Source organism: Clostridium sp. CMCC3677 (genome assembly GCF_023845585.1).
Taxonomy (GTDB): domain Bacteria; phylum Bacillota; class Clostridia; order Clostridiales; family Clostridiaceae; genus Clostridium; species Clostridium aquiflavi.
Genome location: NZ_JAMQHS010000005.1, coordinates 285,080 through 303,456, shown reverse-complemented (window position 1 = coordinate 303,456; position 18,377 = coordinate 285,080). Strand labels below are relative to the sequence as shown.

Genomic DNA, 18,377 nt, shown 5'->3' with positions numbered 1-18,377 from the left:
TAGCATTCCTAAGTTCAATTACTCAGTCCACTTTGCTTATGCATATATCAACACTTGTTTAGTATATATTTTAATAAATATTTATTTTACACTTTCAATAATTTTTATAGTGTTTTCTTCACTTATTCCCTTATCTGAATTTATAGAATATGATAAATCATTGTCATTCCATTTTGCAGTGTTAATAACATCATCATTTCCTTTTAATGAAACAATTTTATCATTTATATTTAAACTCTTTTCTATTTCATATTTAAAATTAGAAGTATTATCTTCTTTAGAAAGCTCTTTCTTCACTTCAAGATCTAATTTCACATTACTATTTTCATAACTTATTAATATATTATTATTTTCTTTAAGGTTTATATTTTTTATATCTTTATTTTCTATAACTTCTTGAGGTGTTTTGATAGAAAAATCTATGTTTGAATTTAATTCATCTAAATTTTTAAAATTTCTATTTAAGTTTTCATAATTCTGAACTGATTTAATTTTATTACTATCAGTGTAATTATTATCATATGCTGCTTGTATTATTGGTTCTGAATTATTTAAAGAATTCTCTTTTATATTAGTTTCTATTTTTTGTTCAATGTTTTTTTCTTTAGGAATTTCTTCTTTGGTGTTATTTGAACTTTTATTAGTTGCATTATTATTTGACACATTATTACTTATTGAGTTATTGCTTACTGAATTTTTATTATAATTATCTTTAGTTTTTTCTAATGAAGTTTCATCCTCTAACTCTAATTTCTTTTCATTATCTTCATATGTATCTGCGTCTATGCCATTTACATTTGAGCTTTCATTACTGTTATCTTTTATCTGATTAAATGATATTTCTTTTTTGTCATTTAATGACATTTTCATTTTATCATTTAAACTCATTTTTACATTAACTGAAAATACAATAATACTAAAGCACGCTGCTGCTGCTAAAGTTCCTAAACTTCTATAACTTCTTTTTTTGAATTTGCCTTTTGTATTTTCTTGATTTATAGAATCTATATTATTTAGTATTCTTTTTTTCATTTCATCATCTACAGTAATTTTATCCATAGTCTTTTTATAATTCTTGCTCAAAATCATATTCCTCCTTTAATTTGTCTTTTAGTATGTTTCTGGCTCTATGCAATAATGACCGTACTGTAGATTCCTTTTTATTAATTAAATTTGAAATTTGAATTGTAGAATAATCTTCATAATAAAATAAATGTATAACCTCTCTATATTTAGCAGGTAACTTCATAACAGCCTCAAAAACATCATGATTTAAATAAGTATCATAGTATGGAAGCTCTTGAAACTCTTCTCTTTTTTTAAACCAAGAAGATTTTAATTTATTTTTACAAATATTTCTACTCACACATATAAGCCATGCTTTTTTATGATCTTCATTTTCAAATTCATTTGTACCTTGAATTAGTTTAAGTAAAACTTCTTGTAATACATCTTCAGCATCATGTATATTTTTCATATATGAATATCCAAGTCTTAATATCATATCCCCATATTTGTCTAAATCTCGTGAGATATGTTCATCTATATATAGTGAATTACCCATAAGGTAGCTTCCCCCTTCACTTATAAAACAATTAAGTAACATAAAATGTTGCATTAATATGAAATTTTCTTTTATTTATCTATAATTATCTTTAATACTATATTTTTTCTTATTATTCATTTAATATCCAAGCTATACTACACAATTACTTTTCTAAAAGTATTAAGATAATAATTAAAAATTCTTACTTTAATATTAATGTAATATACTTTATTATACTAAAATAAGCTATATTATTGAAAAAACAATAATATAGCTTATTTTTAATTAAATAAAATTCCGTTTAATACCTTAAATATTATTCATTTAATAAAGTATGTATTATTCTTGTTGCATCCATATATTTAGCAATTGATTTTCCATGGTTTAATCTGTTTATCACTCTAGATACAAATTCTGACATATCAGCACTTGTAAACCACTCAGCATCTTTTAATGATTGTGGTATATACGTTAAATTAGTAGAGTAAATTCTCTTTATCAATCCTTCTTCATAAGCTTTATTGAACTTATTAAGACCTTCAGTAAAGAATGCAAATGTGGCAGCTACATATACATTTCTAGCGCCTCTGCTTTTTAATTCTTTTGCAATATCAAGAACAGATTCACCAGATGCTATCATATCATCAACAATTAAAACATCTTTTCCAGTAACATCTCTTCCCATATATTCATGTTGTACTATAGGATTTTTTCCATTGACTATAGTTGTATGGTCTCTTCTCTTATAGAATAATCCAACATCAACCCCTAAAACACTTGAATAGTAAATAGCTCTATCCATTGCTCCAGTATCCGGACTTATTACTAGTAATCTTTCTTTATCAAGCTCTAATGATTTTTCATTTAATATAATTGATTTTACTATATCATAAGTTGGATAAATATTTTCAAAAGATAATAATGGAATAGCATTTTGAATATTAGGGTCATGAACATCAAATGTAAGTATTTCATCTACACCTAATCTTTCAAGTTCTTGAAGTGCTAAAGCACAATCTAAAGATTCTCTACCTTTACGTCTGTGTTGTCTTGATTCATAAAGAAGTGGCATTATTACAGTAATTCTAGCAGCTTTTCCTCTAATAGCTGAAACTGTTCTTTTTATGTCTTGGAAATGTTCATCAGGACCTTTATGATTTTTGAAACCAAACATTTTATATGTACAACTATAATTTCCAACGTCACATAATATGTAAATATCTTTTCCCCTCACTGTTTCAGAAATCTTAACCTTTCCTTCACCATTAGAAAATCTTATTTCATTAATTGGTATTAAGAATGACTCTTCTTCTTTTCTAGTAGTTCTTATAAAGTCATCTATGGCCTTACCTAACTCTTTACAGCTTTCTAATGCTATTATTCCAAGTTCATGATTTAATTCAGTCATTAGTTTCTCTCCCTTTATTTATAATTTATCTTTTATTTTTAAATATATTACCTATTAACAGTATATACTAAAAATGCATTTATATAAATATGTTATCATAATTTTAGTAAAATATTATATATCTATTATACTATATATTTATTAATCTGCATAATATACATCATTAGAAATATTTTATTTATTTCTTCCTATCTAATCTCACTCTTTTTAACTTAAATGTATATTTTCCCAACATTTGAAATATTAAATAATAAAGAGATGCATTTATATATAGAATTTAACTAAACTCTATAGTAATTAATCTGCATTTAAATTAATTTTGTATATCTTTTATTTTAGCTTAACTTGTTTTTTGTGAGCTTAATAAAAGATATGTATAAATTATAAAAATTAGAAAAGAGGGATTTATTATGTCAAATCTATCATTTAAGGTATATGAAAGAAGTGTAAAAGAAAATAAAAAGGGTCTTAGAAGAACAGGATTAATTCCAGGTGTAATCTTTGGTGAATTCTTAAAAGAATCAATTCCTGTAAAAATGCCTACTGGTGAATTTAATAAGATGATAACAAATAACAATAGTGGTTCTATTATAACTTTAAATTTAAATGATAAAAAAATTAATTGTGTAGTTAAAGAAATTCAAAAACTTAGTCCTAGCAAAATTTTGCATGTTAGCTTTCAATCTGTAAAACCAAATGAAAAAATTAAGATGAGAATACCTATTAAATATGTTGGACAAGAAAATTTAGAAACAAAAAGATTGTTGTTGGAAACATTTACTCCTTTTATAGATTTCCAAGGAGATGTTGAAAAAATTCCTGAATTCCTTGAAGTTAACGTATCAAAAATGAATTGTGAAGATAAATTATTTGTTGAGGATATCAATGTACCAGATGATGTGTTAGTAATGACTGATCCTAAAACATTATTAGCTGTTATAACTCCTTTTATTGAATAATTCCTATTTATATTGCCTCTTTTCATTTCCTATATTTGACTTTAAAGTATATATTTATTATACTTGAACTACTAAACAAAAGGAGGATGATGCATATGTGGAGCTTTAATGTTAAGCTCTTGATGTAGTTACTTATGCGTTCAAATTCATTTTTGTATGGATTTATGCACCTTAACGTATCTTTTGTGAGCTTAATAAAAACTACTATTTAAATTATAAAAATTAGAAAAGAGGTTATTATTATGCCAAATATAGCATTTAAGGTATACGAAAGAAATACAAAAGAAAATAAAAATAAACTTAGAAAAACTGGTCTAATTCCAGGAGTAATTTTTGGTGAATTCTTAGAAGAATCAATTTCTATAAAAATGTGCAATGCTGAACTTCATAGGATGATAAGAAATAATAATAGTGGTTCTATTATAACTCTAAATTTAGATGATAAAAAGTTAAATTGTGTAGTTAAGGAGATACAAAAACTTAACCCTAGAGAAATTTTGCATGTAAGTTTTCAATATGTAAAACCAAATGAAAAAATTAAAATGAGAATTCCAATCAAATATATTGGCCAAGAAAATTTAGAAACCAAAAGATTAGTATTAGAAACATTTACTCCTTTTATAGACTTCCAAGGAAATGTTGAAAAAATACCTGAATTTCTTGAAGTTAATGTAGCTAAGATGAATTGTGAGGATAAACTATTTGTTGAAGATATTAGTGTACCAGAAGACATATTGGTAACAACTGATCCTAAGACATTATTAGCTGTTGTAAATCCTTGCCTTTAATCTTTTCACTAAAAAATAATATATTATGTTAAAACAATTAATACATATTTCACTAGAGATATGTATCTTACTTATTTTATAGAATAAAATTAATTAATTATTTTAAAAAGAAGATAATTCGTTATTTGAATTATCTTCTTTTAAATTTAGGCTATGGTTTTAACAGTGTATTTAAACAACTTCATTTTACATTTTTACTAATATTTCATTTATAGCTTCACTTATTTTCATTCTTTCATCATAAACCCATTTAGCATCAAACTTTAAATTAAATATTTTAGAAAATGAATAATACATGTTTATCTTTTGATAATATATTTCTAAGTCATCTAAATTTCCTGTGTAGCATTCTGGAATGAATAATTCATCTTGTTTGTTAATAAATAATTCATCTACATAATTTAAGAACGTCTCCATTAATTCATCTCTTGATACATCAAAAGGTACTTTTAATAAATCCCATTCATCCTCTTCTTTTAATTTATATTTCTTTATTTTATCCAAAATTAAAATATACTCACTAATATCCATTTTAGTATAATAATCTAATTTTTCTTCTCTAGTACTCCAAAGAGCTAACTTTTCATTTAATGGTAAGCTTTGTATTTGAAGTATTGCATCTGATGGACCAATTACAGCTTTTCTTATAATATTATCCTCAACTTCTAATTTAGATTTAATAAAATCCGCTGTACCGCCTACTCCTGCAATATATCCTACATCATAAATACCAATTCTTCCAGCTCTCCCACCAACTTGTTTTACTTCTTGTGAAGTTAATTCTCTTACTTCTTCTCCATCAAATTTTCTTATACTTAAAAAAATTATTCTTCTTATAGGTAAATTAACTCCCATTCCTATAGCATCAGTAGTTACAAGAACCCTTGTCTCTTTATTTACAAATTGTTCATATTGCATTCTTCTAACCTCTGGTGGTAAATCACCATATATCACACTGGCTTTTATTCCTTCTCTTGAATAATCTTCTGCTATCTCTAATACTCTCTTTTTAGAAAAAACTACAATAGCATCTCCATCTTTAACGTCATTATAGTTAAAGTTCTTATACTCAACTTCAAGTGGAATAGATCTTTTATACTCTTTTATTTCATATTCATCATTACAATCATTTATCATTTTCTCTAATATATTTCGCATTAGCTGCTCCACATATATGTATTTCATCACATTGCAATCCAAGCACAGATTTGCTCCATGCCATTCCCCTATGAGTGTCACTAATCATTTGAATTTCATCAATTACAGCTATATCATAATGTTCTTTTAAATTAACCTTTTCTATTGTACATGAAGCATGAGTAGCTCCAACCTTTATTATTTCTTCTTCTCCAGTTAATAAGTCACAAACTATGCCCTCTTTGTTAAGCTTTTCAAAGTTTTCTAACGCAAGAATTCTAAGTGGAGATAAATAAACTCCATTCTTTGCAGTTTTAAGGCGTTCTATTGCATTATAAGTTTTACCAGTATTAGTATCACCTAAATGAATATAAAATTTTCTTTTCATATATCTAGTATGAATATATTCATCTTTTGGATTAGTTGGAAATTTTTCTTCAAATTCTTTTGCTATTAATTTTGGTATATGCATTTTAGTTAATACTGTCATTAAACCTTGATTTAAAAAGTTGTTATAATTTCCACGTACAACTTGATGAAAATCAAAATCTGTATTATTTTTATTATTATAATAATCAAGCATTCTCTTAGAAACATATTCTAAGAGCTCCTCATATTTTTCATATACTTCATTGAAACCCTTTAACCCTTGATTCTCAAATTCCTTAAGATGTCTTAACTTTTTTCTTATTGAACTTTCATGTTCTATAAGTGCTCCTGGTTTTGAATGCTCTACTATCTCCTCTATTTGATTTATTTGACTTTTATACTTCTTAAATTCTCTTTGCGCTGCATTTTTCTTCATTAAAAAACCTCCAAAATATACTCAAGAATTTATCTACCCTGTGTTTTTAAAATTTTTTAATTAAACTATTAACTTGAAACCCATATTTCTAATTTAGATTTGTACTAAAATTTACTTAAAACATAACTTATTTTTATTATATCACAATTAAATGTTTTCTTTCGTTAATACTATTACTCCATTCATCTTTACTTATACATATACAAAATATCATTTGATTTATTAACTTTATCATTATAAAAGCAAACTATTTGAAATTCTTTTGTAAGTCATTTGTAACAAAGTTTGGTAAATTTTGAATTAATATAGTATTAAAGAAATAAAAAACAGTAAGGAGACGATACTATGAAAAGAAATTATATACGTAAAATAATATTAGCTAGCTTGGCACTAATAATGACTACCAGTATATTTTTAGGTTATGGACAAAAGGCAAATGCTGCTACTATTATTAATGATACTTCAAAAATACAAGTAGTAGAAAATACTATAGCTAATGACTCAGCATACTTAAAAGAAAATATTAAATTATTTAACTTTAAAGCTGAAGATAATAATGAAAAAATCAACATTTTAAACAAAAAAATTAATAATGATATTGATTTACTTTTAAGTGAAATGAGAGCTTACAGTAAAGAGGATTTTGATATGTTTGGGAAAGAATTTGTAGCTTTTCCATATGAAGTAAATATAGATTATAAACTAACTAACCAATCTGATTCTTTAATAAGCTTATATATGGATATCTATAGATATTCTGGAGGAGCTCATGGAAATACATTAAGAAGTTCATATACAATTGATAAAAATACAAAGGATTTAGTGTCTTTAAATAATTTGTTTACTAATGGATATGATTATAAAAAAATAATAAATGATTCAATATCAAAACAAATTGCTACTAATCCCGAAAATTATTTTGAATCTGCAATAAATTTTGAAGGAATCAATGATGATGTAAATTTTTATATTGATGGAGATAATCTTATAATATATTATCAACAATATGAAATTGCACCTTACTGCTGTGGAATGCCAGAATTCAAAATTTCTTTAAGTTTATTTGGTGAAAACTATTTATACCATAATTCTATAAATCATTAGAAAAAATTTAAACAATAAATTAAGTAACTTCACTAAGCTTTAGTTAGCATTTTACAAATAAAAATTGAAAGTTCATGCTCTGGAAATCTATAGACCTTATAAGAAATATATATTAAAATTCTACAATTTTCTATATATCAAAAGGGAGCAGTTCTAGTAACAGCTCCCTTTAAATTATATACTTTTATGCAATAATTGAAGTACAGAATGTAATTCTTGAACTCCTATTTGACCAGGAGCTGATGCTTTTTTTGAAGCACCAAAAGTTAAACAAGATCCAAAAATTTCTCCAGTTAATCTGCTTATAACTCCAATGCCATTCATAGACATAGTTATTATTGCATTATCAGGATATTTTTGTTTAATTTCATTTGTAGCACAAAGTAAAGTTAAAACATCATTTTTATCCTGAGGCATAACTGCTATTTTAGGTAAATCAGCATTTAATTCTATCATCTTAACTAATCTAGATACAATCTCTTCTTTACATGGAGTTTTTAAAAAATCATGATTTGACATAACAACCTTAACTTCATTATTATGTGCAACTTCTACTATTTCTTTTACAAAATCATCACCTGTAAATAATTCAACATCAACTAGATCTACTAATTTAGTTTTTATTATTTCATGAATTAATTTTATGTAATATTCAATAGCAATTTCTTTTTCTCCTCCTTCTTTTTTACTTCTAAACGTAAAAAGAATTGGTATACCATTTAAAGCTTTCGTCAATTTTAAAAGAGTATCTTTTACTTTTTCTATATTATCAACATACTCATAAAAATCAACACGCCATTCAACTATATCTAAATTTAAATCTTTTAAACTTCTTGATTCTTCTAATATTTCTTTACTTGTTATGCCTATAATAGGAACACATATCTTAGGTATACCATCACCTATTTTTATGCCCTTAACTTCAACAACCTTTGCCATCCCCAATTTCCTCCATGCCTATCTTTTATTCTAAAGTATCATATTAAGAACAAAGTAGCTACGCCACCTTGTTCTTCTAATTACTCCATCTACCTTTACTTACGCATATATCAACATTCATTTAAACATAACCAGAGAATAAAATTTAATTATTCCTCGGCGTATCTTTTTAATATTTCTATTATTATATTTGTACAAATATCCATGCCTTCAACTGTTATATGTTCAAATTCACCATGATATGCAAATCCACCAGTTCCTAAGTTGGGGCATGGAAGTCCCATATAACTTAATCTTGCACCGTCTGTTCCACCTCTAATTGGTTCAACAATTGGAGTAACATTTAAGTCTTTCATAGCTTCTATTGCATTATCTATTAAATGGAAACAAGGTTTTACTAGTTCAACCATATTTCTATACTGCTCCTTTAATGTTACTTTAACTGTTCCTTCTCCATACTTTTCATTAAGAAGTTTTTCAACTAATTTCATCATAGACTTTTTAACTTGAATTTTTTCTGCATCATGATCACGTAATATATATTCCATACTAGCATTATCTGTGTTTCCACTTAATTTTTCTAAATAATAAAATCCTTCATACCCTTCTGTGTATTCAGGTCTTTCACAAGCCGGTAACATAGAATTAAATTCTATTGCTACATTTAAAGCATTTATCATAGTGTTTTTAGCACTTCCTGGATGAACAGATACTCCACTTATTTCTATTTTTGCACCTACTGCATTAAAATTTTCATACGCTATTTCGCCTTCTATTCCACCATCAATTGTGTAAGCAAAATCTGCTCCAAAATTCTTAACATCAAAAAGATCGGCACCTTGACCCACTTCTTCATCAGGTGTAAAACCTACACAGATCTTTCCATGAGGTATATTGTCATTCATTATAATTTCACATGCAGTAAGTATTTCAGCAATACCAGCTTTATCATCTGCTCCAAGAAGTGTTGTTCCATCAGTTGTAATGACAGTTCTTCCTTTTAAAGTTTTTAGATGTGGAAATCTTTTAGGAGATAATACGCTATTATTTCCTTTTAATATAATATCTCCTCCATCATAATTTTCAATTATTTGTGGTTTTACATTTTCTCCACATGCAGCTGGTGCTGTATCTATATGAGCTATAAGTCCTATACTCTTTTTGTCTTCATAACCTTTAGTTGCTGGAATAAATCCGTAAACATAACAATTTTCATCACATCTAACATTCTCAATACCAAGTGCCTTCATTTCTTCTACAAGTAAATTAGCTAAATCAAATTGTCTCTTGGTTGTTGGATGTGTTAATGAATTTTCATCTGATGTAGTATACACCTTGGCATAGTTTAATAAACGTTCATAAGCTTTCATTTAATTACCTTCTCTCTTAATAATATAGTTATAACATTATAGAACAAAATCGCCAAGGCGACTTTAGAACTGTCGATTTTTTAGCCATGCACCCTTTCCAAATGCAATGGCGGAATAATTATTGTATTTTCATTTTGCTTTATATAATTATTATCATCTAAATATTACTTTTCTTCAATATTTTACTCTAAATAAGATTAATATATAATCTTATTTTAACTATATTTTTCAACTTTACTATATGCTGATTTAGAAATTTCAATACTCCTAAAATGTTCATCATAATACACATTAATATTTTCAAGTTTTTCTTCTAATATTAATGTAGAATTTCCAAAGCAAAACTTTGTATTTGGATAAGCAATTGTAGCACTTATTCGTCCAGACTTAGGAACTTTTAAAGCTGTAGCTACACAAGCACTACTTCCTACAATTCCTGCACTTATATTGCCTTGTGCGTCTAACAATCCACCCCTAGCAACTGAATTAGGTTTAGCAAATATTATATCTTTCATAGCATTTAAATAAGAAGTATATTCTCCATTACCATTTATTATAATATTTCCTGTGGATTTTATATAGCAATCTTGACAATAATTCAATTTTACATCTAAAGGCACTATAATATTTTTATTATAGTATTCTAATTCATTATCTAATATATTATTAAAATTATTTAATTGTCTCATAGAATGTAAATCAAGCATACCATTCATAAGAACCTTATCTCTAATTAGATCCACTAGTTTGTTATATCTTATTTTATTTTTTATATTAGTTGATACTATATCTAAAGATATCTTTTTAAAGTCTTTAAACTTAGTATCTATTACTAAGTTTAGTGTTGTTCTAAAATCCATTTTCATATTTTCTAAATTTGCTTGTTTCATAATACTAATTATTGATGAAATGTTTTTCTTATATAAGTTTAATAACTGAGAATAATCTTTTTTTTGCATATCAATTTGACCACATAAAATCTTAGAGCTAATTGCACTTCCTAAAATCGTAATCTCCCCTCCTGTAACTACATTAGATGTATTTACATTATGGCTTACATCTAAGGCACCACCAGCATTAACACTCATGTGATCATCAACGCTATTATAAACTTCAATATCACCATAAAAAGCAATATTGCACGTTTCCATATTTACACTTTCTACAGAATACACTGGATTAACTCCAATGCTTCTATTTAATATGTGTGCTTTCCCATCTATTAATGCTATAACATCATTATTTTCTATCTTACACCCTTTAGATGTTTTTATTGGTTCATTCCTTATATAGTCCTTTTTTACAATTTGCCCAAATACATTTATACCATCTTTTCCAAGAACTTCTGGAATTATTTCAGCTATTTTATCTCCAGCTTTCACATTTGAAATTCTAAATAAATTTTTATAATCCACTTTCTCTTGTGAATCAATATCTGGGAAAAACATTTTAGTTTGTATAAATAAAGGTTTTATTTCAGATGGTATATCTGTTATAGGCTCTTGCCCTTGAGCAACAATAATTTCTTTTCCTTTATTTTCTGATACAATTTTTAAAGCTTCTTCATTTATACCATATATAACTCTCTTTTCTTTTAATATATTCTTTAACTCCATTATACTAAAAGGCTCTGGATATTTTTCACTTATTACTTCAGTAGTTAAAGCTAAGTTTAAAAAACATTGTTTATCTTTAAGACCATATTCTATTTTAGGTGCATAATTTACTGTCATAAAAGCCTTCATTTTATTTTTTGATATATTAACTACAGCTTCTCTTACTTCCTCTGTACTTACATGTTTACATTCTATTTCATCATTTGATGTAACTTCATAAACATTATTTACCTTACAACGTTTTTTGTTGATATATAATTCTATATTGTTACATACTTTTATGGTTATAGGCTGATTAACTATAGAACTTAGTTCTTTATCAACCTTATCTACTATTATTATTTTCCCATTAACAACTTTGGCTCCAAATTCCATTTCTCATTGATCCCCTTAATTACCTTAATATACTTATTATACTATAATATCAAAAAATTAACATAACATTGAATTATTATGTATATTTTAAAAATAAGCGACATATATTAAATCATAAGTAAAAATTATGATATTGAGAGGTTAAGTAGGCATGGAATTAATGTATATTAAATATAAAAATAACATAAAATCAACTACTATAAAAGACGGTAATAAACTGATTAGAAGTGAAGCAAAAGTAATACCATTAAGAAATAAAGAAAATTTTAAAAAACCTAAGACTTATTATAACAATATCTCAAATAAAGTAAATGATGATGATGATAAAACTAATGAAAAAATCACCAATTTTTTCTTTAATGCAATTCATAAAAACTACTTAGCTAACAAAAAAAGATTTTAAAACATAGCCTAAAAATAATATAATAAAGTGCTCTAACTATATTTCAAAATTTAGTTAGAGCACTTTATTATGTTCTTATTAATAACTTTATTATGTTCTTATTAATAATTTGGTTCATCTAAATATATATATCCGTATAAATCTTGTGTATTATATAGTTCTCTATATTTAAACAGTGATCCATGCCAAGATGATTCTGATATATATACTTTATTATTTTCTATTTTTTCAATTACTGCAACATGACCAAATCCACCTGAACCTGCTAAAGATGGTTTCCATACTGCTAAAGCTCCTACTCTAGGTTTATTTCCCGTTTTATATTTACCCGTATCAAGATTAGATTGCCACCATTCATATCCATTTCCTAGGAATTTTGCATCAATTGGTGCTTGTCCAGTAAGTTCCCATATACGTCCCCATGCATACCATGTGCAGTTTCCTACTATAGGACTTCCATCATCTTTTAAAAATGGTGGTGAAAGTTTTACTTTATAAAATATATTATTATTTGAATAATAATATTTATTATCTAGAGACGGTGGTCCTGTTCTTTCTTCGCCAAGCTCTACGTTTAATTCTTCATTTAAATCATCATCTATTATATCATCTTCATCGCTTATAAGTTTTATCCATTCACTACTTGACCATCCGGTCAAATTATCATATGAAATTTTATAGAAACCATTTACTTCATTTCCTATAACCTTTACTTTACTTTTTTTAGGTACAGTTCCTAATATATTTGATGAAGCTAATGGTTCTTCTCTTACATTTAATGGTGAACTTTCTGTTATAACATATCCTTTTCTAATTTCATCAGTACTTGTCCCATCACTTTCAATTGAATTAGATATTTCTTTACTTATTAATTGACCACTTTCAGAAAAAATATATATCTCTCCATCAATTGTTAATTTTCCAGTTACCATCTCACCACTAGAATTAAGATAATAAATATTACTATTATATTCTAACCAACCCGTATCCATTGATCCATCATTTGATAAGTAATACCATTTCTCATTTTTATCTTTTAACCATCCTGTAAGCATGACACCACTATTTGAAAGATAATACCATTTATTATTTTCATCCTTAAGCCATCCTATATCCATAGCCCCACTTCTAGATAGGTGATACCACTTATTATCATTATCCTTAAACCATCCTACTTGCAATGTTCCACTAGTTAATAAGTAATACCATTTTCCATCATTATCTTTTAACCATCCCGTATTCATAATACCATTGGCATCAAAATGATACCAAGAATTATCAATATTTTTCCATCCAGTTGCTTTAGTATCATTTTCAAGCCAGCTCCACTTATTTTGTGAATCTTTTTGCCATGCAGCATATGCAGTTACTGAATTTAAACTTAATAACATGGTAATTGTTAAAGAAGTCAGTATTATCTTAGTTAGATATCTTTTTTTCACCTATTTTTTCTCCCCTTAAGTCAATTATTAATGTCTTTTGTCATTTGTATTAAAACAATATTACTATTTTAATAATTTAATATGTTAGAAATAATTATATCATATATAGTAGCAAACATTGAGTTACTTTCCATAATATTTTAATTATTTTTACAATATTCATCAATAGTTTTATATTATTTTTTATTTGATTTACCCAATACTTTTCTAAATTCAACTCATATATACATTAATGTATAATATTTCTTAAATAAGCATCTTATAAGGTCATAAATTAACATAAAAGTGTTTTTATTATAATATTTTCCTAAAACTTATAATATGCTATACTATAAGTTGTTATAGACTAATTTAATTTTAATTTTTTATATTAAAAAAAGCATTATTATTTACTATATAGATTTATTTGTGTGAAAGAGAGGCCTATATTATGGACAAACTTGTTCAACAAGCAGAAATATTCGCTAAAAAAATAGTACACACTTACTTTATAGAACGAAACTTTGAAATTATCCTGAAAAATATGGACGAAAGTAGTATATCTTGGATTGGTACTGGTGCTAAAGATATCTGTACTAACATAGATGATGCTTTAAGACTTTTTGAGCTTGAAAAGAAAACTAGTAATCTTAAATTTCAAATTGAAGAAGAACAGTATCACACTATTGTTATTTCTAATAAGGTTGTTTTAGTATTTGGAGAAGTAACTTACAAAAGTAGTTTAGAAAATAAAACATTAATTAAAGTTCCCACCAGATTAACCTTATTGTGTAAATTAGTTAATGATAAATTTAAAATATGCCATATTCATAACTCTGTTGCAGATACTACACAAAAACATAATGAATTTTTCCCTGAAAGTATGGGGAAATATAGTTATAATCTTTTACAAAAAATTATAGAAGATAAAACTATAAAAATTGAACACATAACAAATAGTATTGATGATGGAGTGGCTACTATTTCTTGTGATGAATTTCTTTCAATTAATTATGCAAATGATGGATTTTATAAGTTAATAGGATATACGCGTGAAGAATTTAAAGATTTAATGAATAATCAAGTTATTAAAATTATTAATAAAGAAGATTTAGTTAAATTAACAGACCCCTTGTTACATAATACATCTATTAATAATGGTATAAAAGTAGAAATAAAATTACAGAAAAAAAACGGAGAAACAATTTGGATTTTACTAAGTGGTCATAAATTTATTACTGATAAAAATTTGCCTGAATTTCTTTGTATACTTGTTGATATTACCGAATCTAAGCAAATACAACATGATTTAGAATTAGAAAAAAAACGTTATAAAATAATTGCTGAACAATCAAACAATATATTATTTGATTATGATATTCTAACTTGTAAAATGGTTTATTCAATTAAATATACTAATATTACTGGAAAAGATTACAATATACCTAATTTTGTTTATGAAACAATAAACAGTAATCTAATTTATAAAGAAGATATACCTAAATTCTTAAATCTAATGAAATCCCTTTCATCTGGAAAAGATTTTATTACAACAGATCTTAGAATTAATGGTATTAATAATTTATACACATGGTTTAAAGTGCAAGCAACTATATTGTTTGATGATAAAAAACCAATTAAGGCAATTGGAAATATAGTAAATATAGATAAAGAAAAAAGAGAAAATGAAGCTTTAAAATTAAAAGCACAACTTGATCCACTTACTAAAGTTTACAACAAAGTGGTTACTAAGTCTCTAATTGAAAAATATATTACTACAGTTGCTAAAGAAAAATATCATGCACTTATGATTATTGATATTGATAATTTTAAAGCGGTAAATGATAACTTAGGTCATATGTTTGGTGATTCTGTTCTTTCTGAAGTTTCATCTAGTATAAAAAAGGTTTTTAAAGAATCCGACATTGTAGGACGTATTGGTGGAGATGAATTTATAATTTTTATAAAAAATATTGGTTCCTATGAATTAATAGCTCAAAAAGCAAATGATCTTTGTAATGTTTTTAAAGACATTTATACTGGAGAAAATAACGATTTTAAAATCTCATGTAGTATAGGTATATCTATATACCCTACTCATGGAACTACGTATGATGAACTATTTAAAAAAGCTGATAAAGCCCTTTATAGTTCAAAAAATAATGGAAAAAATAAGTTTGAACTATTTAATCCTAAATTAAATTCTTCTAATAAAAATGAAGATCATTTACTTAATTATTATACTGAAAATGAAAGTTATAGACGATTTATTCATGGATTCGAAAATAACTTTTGTAATTATGTTTTTGATATAATGTCCGAAACAAAAGATGTTAATAGTGCAATAAATTTAATCTTAGCTAAAATAGGTACTTCATTTAAATTAAGTCGTATAAGTATCTTAGAAACTTCTGATAATGATACATTGCTTGGAACCACTTATGAATGGTGTGATAATAATATATTGCCTTCAAAGTATATCATGCAGAACTTGGAATTTAATAATTTGAAAACTTATTTGATTAATTTTTATAAAAACGGTAATTTGAATTGTTCAAATATTTATACATATAATTTACCTAATAAATTAAGTAAGCTATATGCATCACTTAAAAGTAAATCTATTTTTCAAAGTCCAATTCTTGATAATGGTAAATTTAAAGGATGTGTTTGCTTTGATATCTGCTATGAAAACCATGTATGGACAGACTTTGAAATTGAATCTTTTACTTCAATAACTAAAATAATAGGTTCTTATCTTTTGAATATGCGTACTAAGGAACTTTTAGAAAGTGAAAAACTTTTAACCCAAGCTGTTGCTAAAAATCAGAGTTTATATACTTACATGTTAAAACCAAATTCATATAAGCTTATATATCTTAGTCCTAATACCCAAGATCTATATCCTAATGCTCGAGTTGGGGATGTATGTTATAAAGTTATTGGTAATAGTGATATTCCTTGTAAATACTGCCCTCTTACTGACCTCTATAAAAAGGATATTCGTAGCAACACAATAGAATTTTATAATAGTTTTTTAAAAGGTTGGATTAGTACTACTGCTTCTGAAATAAATTTATCATTAGACAATAAAGCAAACTTAATTTGTTTTTCTAATGTAACTAATTTTATTGATAGAATAACTTCAAAAGATACTTTAACAGGTGCTCTCACTTTAGCTAAATTTGAGGTGCTTGCAAAAAACTTACTAACAAATGTATCTTATACTAAGTTTGCTCTTATTTATTGTGATATTAATAAATTTAAATATATAAATGAAACTTCTGGATACGCTATTGGAAATAAAGTTTTAGTCCATTTTGCACACTTTGTTTCTTCATTCTTGTTTGCTGGAGAATTAATTTGCAGAGCTTCTGCAGATAATTTTATTATATTATTAAAATATGATAATCTAGAATCTTTAAAAAATAGATTTAAGAATTTTAATGAAAATTTCATAGAAGTTCAAAAAATACATTTTAATAATTTAAAAATTCCAGTTATATGTGGTGTATATTTAATAAACTCAGAAGATACAGACTTATCTTTAATGATAGATCGTGCCAATATTGCACGAAAAACAATTAAAGGATCTCATAAAAGTAAATATGCTTTGTATGACCATGAATTGCATTTAAAAATTACCAAAGAGAAAGAAATTGAAAATTTAATGTTTTCTTCACTTGAAAATAACGAATTTTTAGTATATTTGCAACCTAAAATTGACCTTCCAACTCAAACAATAGTTGGAGCTGAAGCTTTGGTAAGGTGGATGAGCCCAAGTAAAAAACTTATACCACCAAATGAATTCATTCCTTTATTTGAAAAGAATGGTTTTATAATTGAATTAGATTTTTATGTTTATGAAGAGGTATTTAAAAAAATGAATTCATGGATACAAGAAGGTAAAAAAGTTATACCTATTTCTTTAAATGTGTCTAGGTCTCATATAAATGATAGTGACTTTATTCCTAGATTAAAAAAATTGACAGAAAAATATAACGTTCCGACTAACCTAATAGAACTTGAGTTAACTGAAAGTATATTTTTTGATAATATTCAAGTTTTACTTAATGCAATTATTAAGTTAAAAGCTCTTGGATTTACTTGTTCTATTGATGATTTTGGTTCTGGATATTCATCATTAAATCTTTTAAAAGATTTACCTATTGATGTTTTAAAATTAGATAAAGAATTTTTTCCTAATTCAGCTATAAATTCAAAGGAAAAAGTAATAATCTCTAATATAGTTAAAATGGCTCAAGATTTAAATATAATAGTAATTTCGGAAGGTATTGAAACAAAGGAACAGGTAGATTTTTTAACTGAGATTGGTTGTGATATGGCTCAAGGATATCTTTTTGATAAACCTATGCCTATCAAAATGTTTGAAAAAAAATTATGGGGATAAAAAAGAGGTGGCAATTAGCCACTTTTTTTATTTAGAAAATTGCACCTTAGCATTAGTATGTAAATATAATAAATTAAGAAACTTGTTTTCAAATC

At 25.7% G+C, this 18,377-nt stretch carries 12 protein-coding genes and 1 pseudogene; 5 read left to right on the top strand and 8 right to left on the bottom strand.

The genetic code is table 11. From position 1 onward, the window contains the following. Positions 1–81 precede the first annotated feature (81 nt). The 3 genes from NG901_RS08305 to NG901_RS08295 all read right to left on the bottom strand — a co-directional run bounded on the left by NG901_RS08305 (position 82) and on the right by NG901_RS08295 (position 2,954). The gene (locus NG901_RS08305) at positions 82–1,089 is read right to left on the bottom strand and encodes a hypothetical protein (protein ID WP_252213534.1); all 1,008 of its coding nucleotides are present in this window, start codon (positions 1,087–1,089) and stop codon (positions 82–84) included. Beyond that, positions 1,067–1,564 carry an RNA polymerase sigma factor gene (locus NG901_RS08300; protein ID WP_252213533.1) on the bottom strand — a complete coding sequence of 166 codons (498 nt, stop codon included), beginning with the start codon at positions 1,562–1,564 and terminating at the stop codon, positions 1,067–1,069. The genes NG901_RS08305 and NG901_RS08300 overlap by 23 nt, the downstream gene beginning before the upstream one ends. Before the next feature lie 298 nt (positions 1,565–1,862). Then, positions 1,863–2,954, bottom strand: coding sequence for a ribose-phosphate pyrophosphokinase (locus NG901_RS08295; protein WP_252213532.1), 1,092 nt, complete (start codon positions 2,952–2,954; stop codon positions 1,863–1,865). Positions 2,955–3,364: 410 nt separating this feature from the next. On the opposite strand from NG901_RS08295, the gene NG901_RS08290 reads away from it, so the two are divergent. Then, the gene (locus tag NG901_RS08290; protein ID WP_252213531.1) at positions 3,365–3,913 is read left to right on the top strand and encodes a 50S ribosomal protein L25; all 549 of its coding nucleotides are present in this window, start codon (positions 3,365–3,367) and stop codon (positions 3,911–3,913) included. Between the two features lie 242 nt (positions 3,914–4,155). After that, positions 4,156–4,701 (top strand): 50S ribosomal protein L25, encoded by a 546-nt coding sequence (locus NG901_RS08285; RefSeq protein ID WP_252213530.1) that lies wholly within the window; start codon positions 4,156–4,158, stop codon positions 4,699–4,701. Positions 4,702–4,887: 186 nt separating this feature from the next. Here NG901_RS08285 and NG901_RS08280 read toward each other — a convergent pair. Beyond that, positions 4,888–6,643 (bottom strand): annotated as a pseudogene (locus NG901_RS08280) (helicase-related protein). A gap of 345 nt (positions 6,644–6,988) precedes the next feature. Here NG901_RS08280 and NG901_RS08275 point away from each other — a divergent pair. Continuing rightward, positions 6,989–7,747, top strand: coding sequence for a DUF3298 and DUF4163 domain-containing protein (locus NG901_RS08275; RefSeq protein WP_252213529.1), 759 nt, complete (start codon positions 6,989–6,991; stop codon positions 7,745–7,747). A 174-nt stretch (positions 7,748–7,921) separates the two neighbouring features. Here NG901_RS08275 and aroD read toward each other — a convergent pair whose 3' ends face one another. The 3 genes from aroD to NG901_RS08260 all read right to left on the bottom strand — a co-directional run bounded on the left by aroD (position 7,922) and on the right by NG901_RS08260 (position 12,047). Further along, positions 7,922–8,686 carry a type I 3-dehydroquinate dehydratase gene (gene aroD, locus NG901_RS08270; RefSeq protein ID WP_252213528.1) on the bottom strand — a complete coding sequence of 255 codons (765 nt, stop codon included), beginning with the start codon at positions 8,684–8,686 and terminating at the stop codon, positions 7,922–7,924. A 149-nt stretch (positions 8,687–8,835) separates the two neighbouring features. Continuing rightward, entirely contained in the window at positions 8,836–10,056 is a 1,221-nt protein-coding gene (gene pepT, locus NG901_RS08265) for a peptidase T (protein ID WP_252213527.1), read from the bottom strand. 215 nt (positions 10,057–10,271) lie between these two features. Further along, on the bottom strand, positions 10,272–12,047 hold the full coding sequence (locus tag NG901_RS08260) for a FapA family protein (RefSeq protein ID WP_252213526.1): 1,776 nt from the start codon (positions 12,045–12,047) through the stop codon (positions 10,272–10,274). A 151-nt stretch (positions 12,048–12,198) separates the two neighbouring features. On the opposite strand from NG901_RS08260, the gene NG901_RS08255 reads away from it, so the two are divergent. After that, a complete protein-coding gene (locus NG901_RS08255) occupies positions 12,199–12,450 on the top strand; it encodes a hypothetical protein (RefSeq protein WP_252213525.1) in 252 nt (83 codons plus the stop codon). A gap of 101 nt (positions 12,451–12,551) precedes the next feature. Here NG901_RS08255 and NG901_RS08250 read toward each other — a convergent pair whose 3' ends face one another. After that, positions 12,552–13,892: a CHAP domain-containing protein gene (locus NG901_RS08250; RefSeq protein ID WP_252213524.1), complete on the bottom strand. Its 1,341-nt coding sequence runs from the start codon at positions 13,890–13,892 to the stop codon at positions 12,552–12,554. A gap of 430 nt (positions 13,893–14,322) precedes the next feature. Here NG901_RS08250 and NG901_RS08245 point away from each other — a divergent pair, with 430 nt between their 5' ends. After that, positions 14,323–18,282, top strand: coding sequence for a bifunctional diguanylate cyclase/phosphodiesterase (locus NG901_RS08245; protein WP_252213523.1), 3,960 nt, complete (start codon positions 14,323–14,325; stop codon positions 18,280–18,282). The last annotated feature ends 95 nt before the right edge of the window (positions 18,283–18,377 follow it).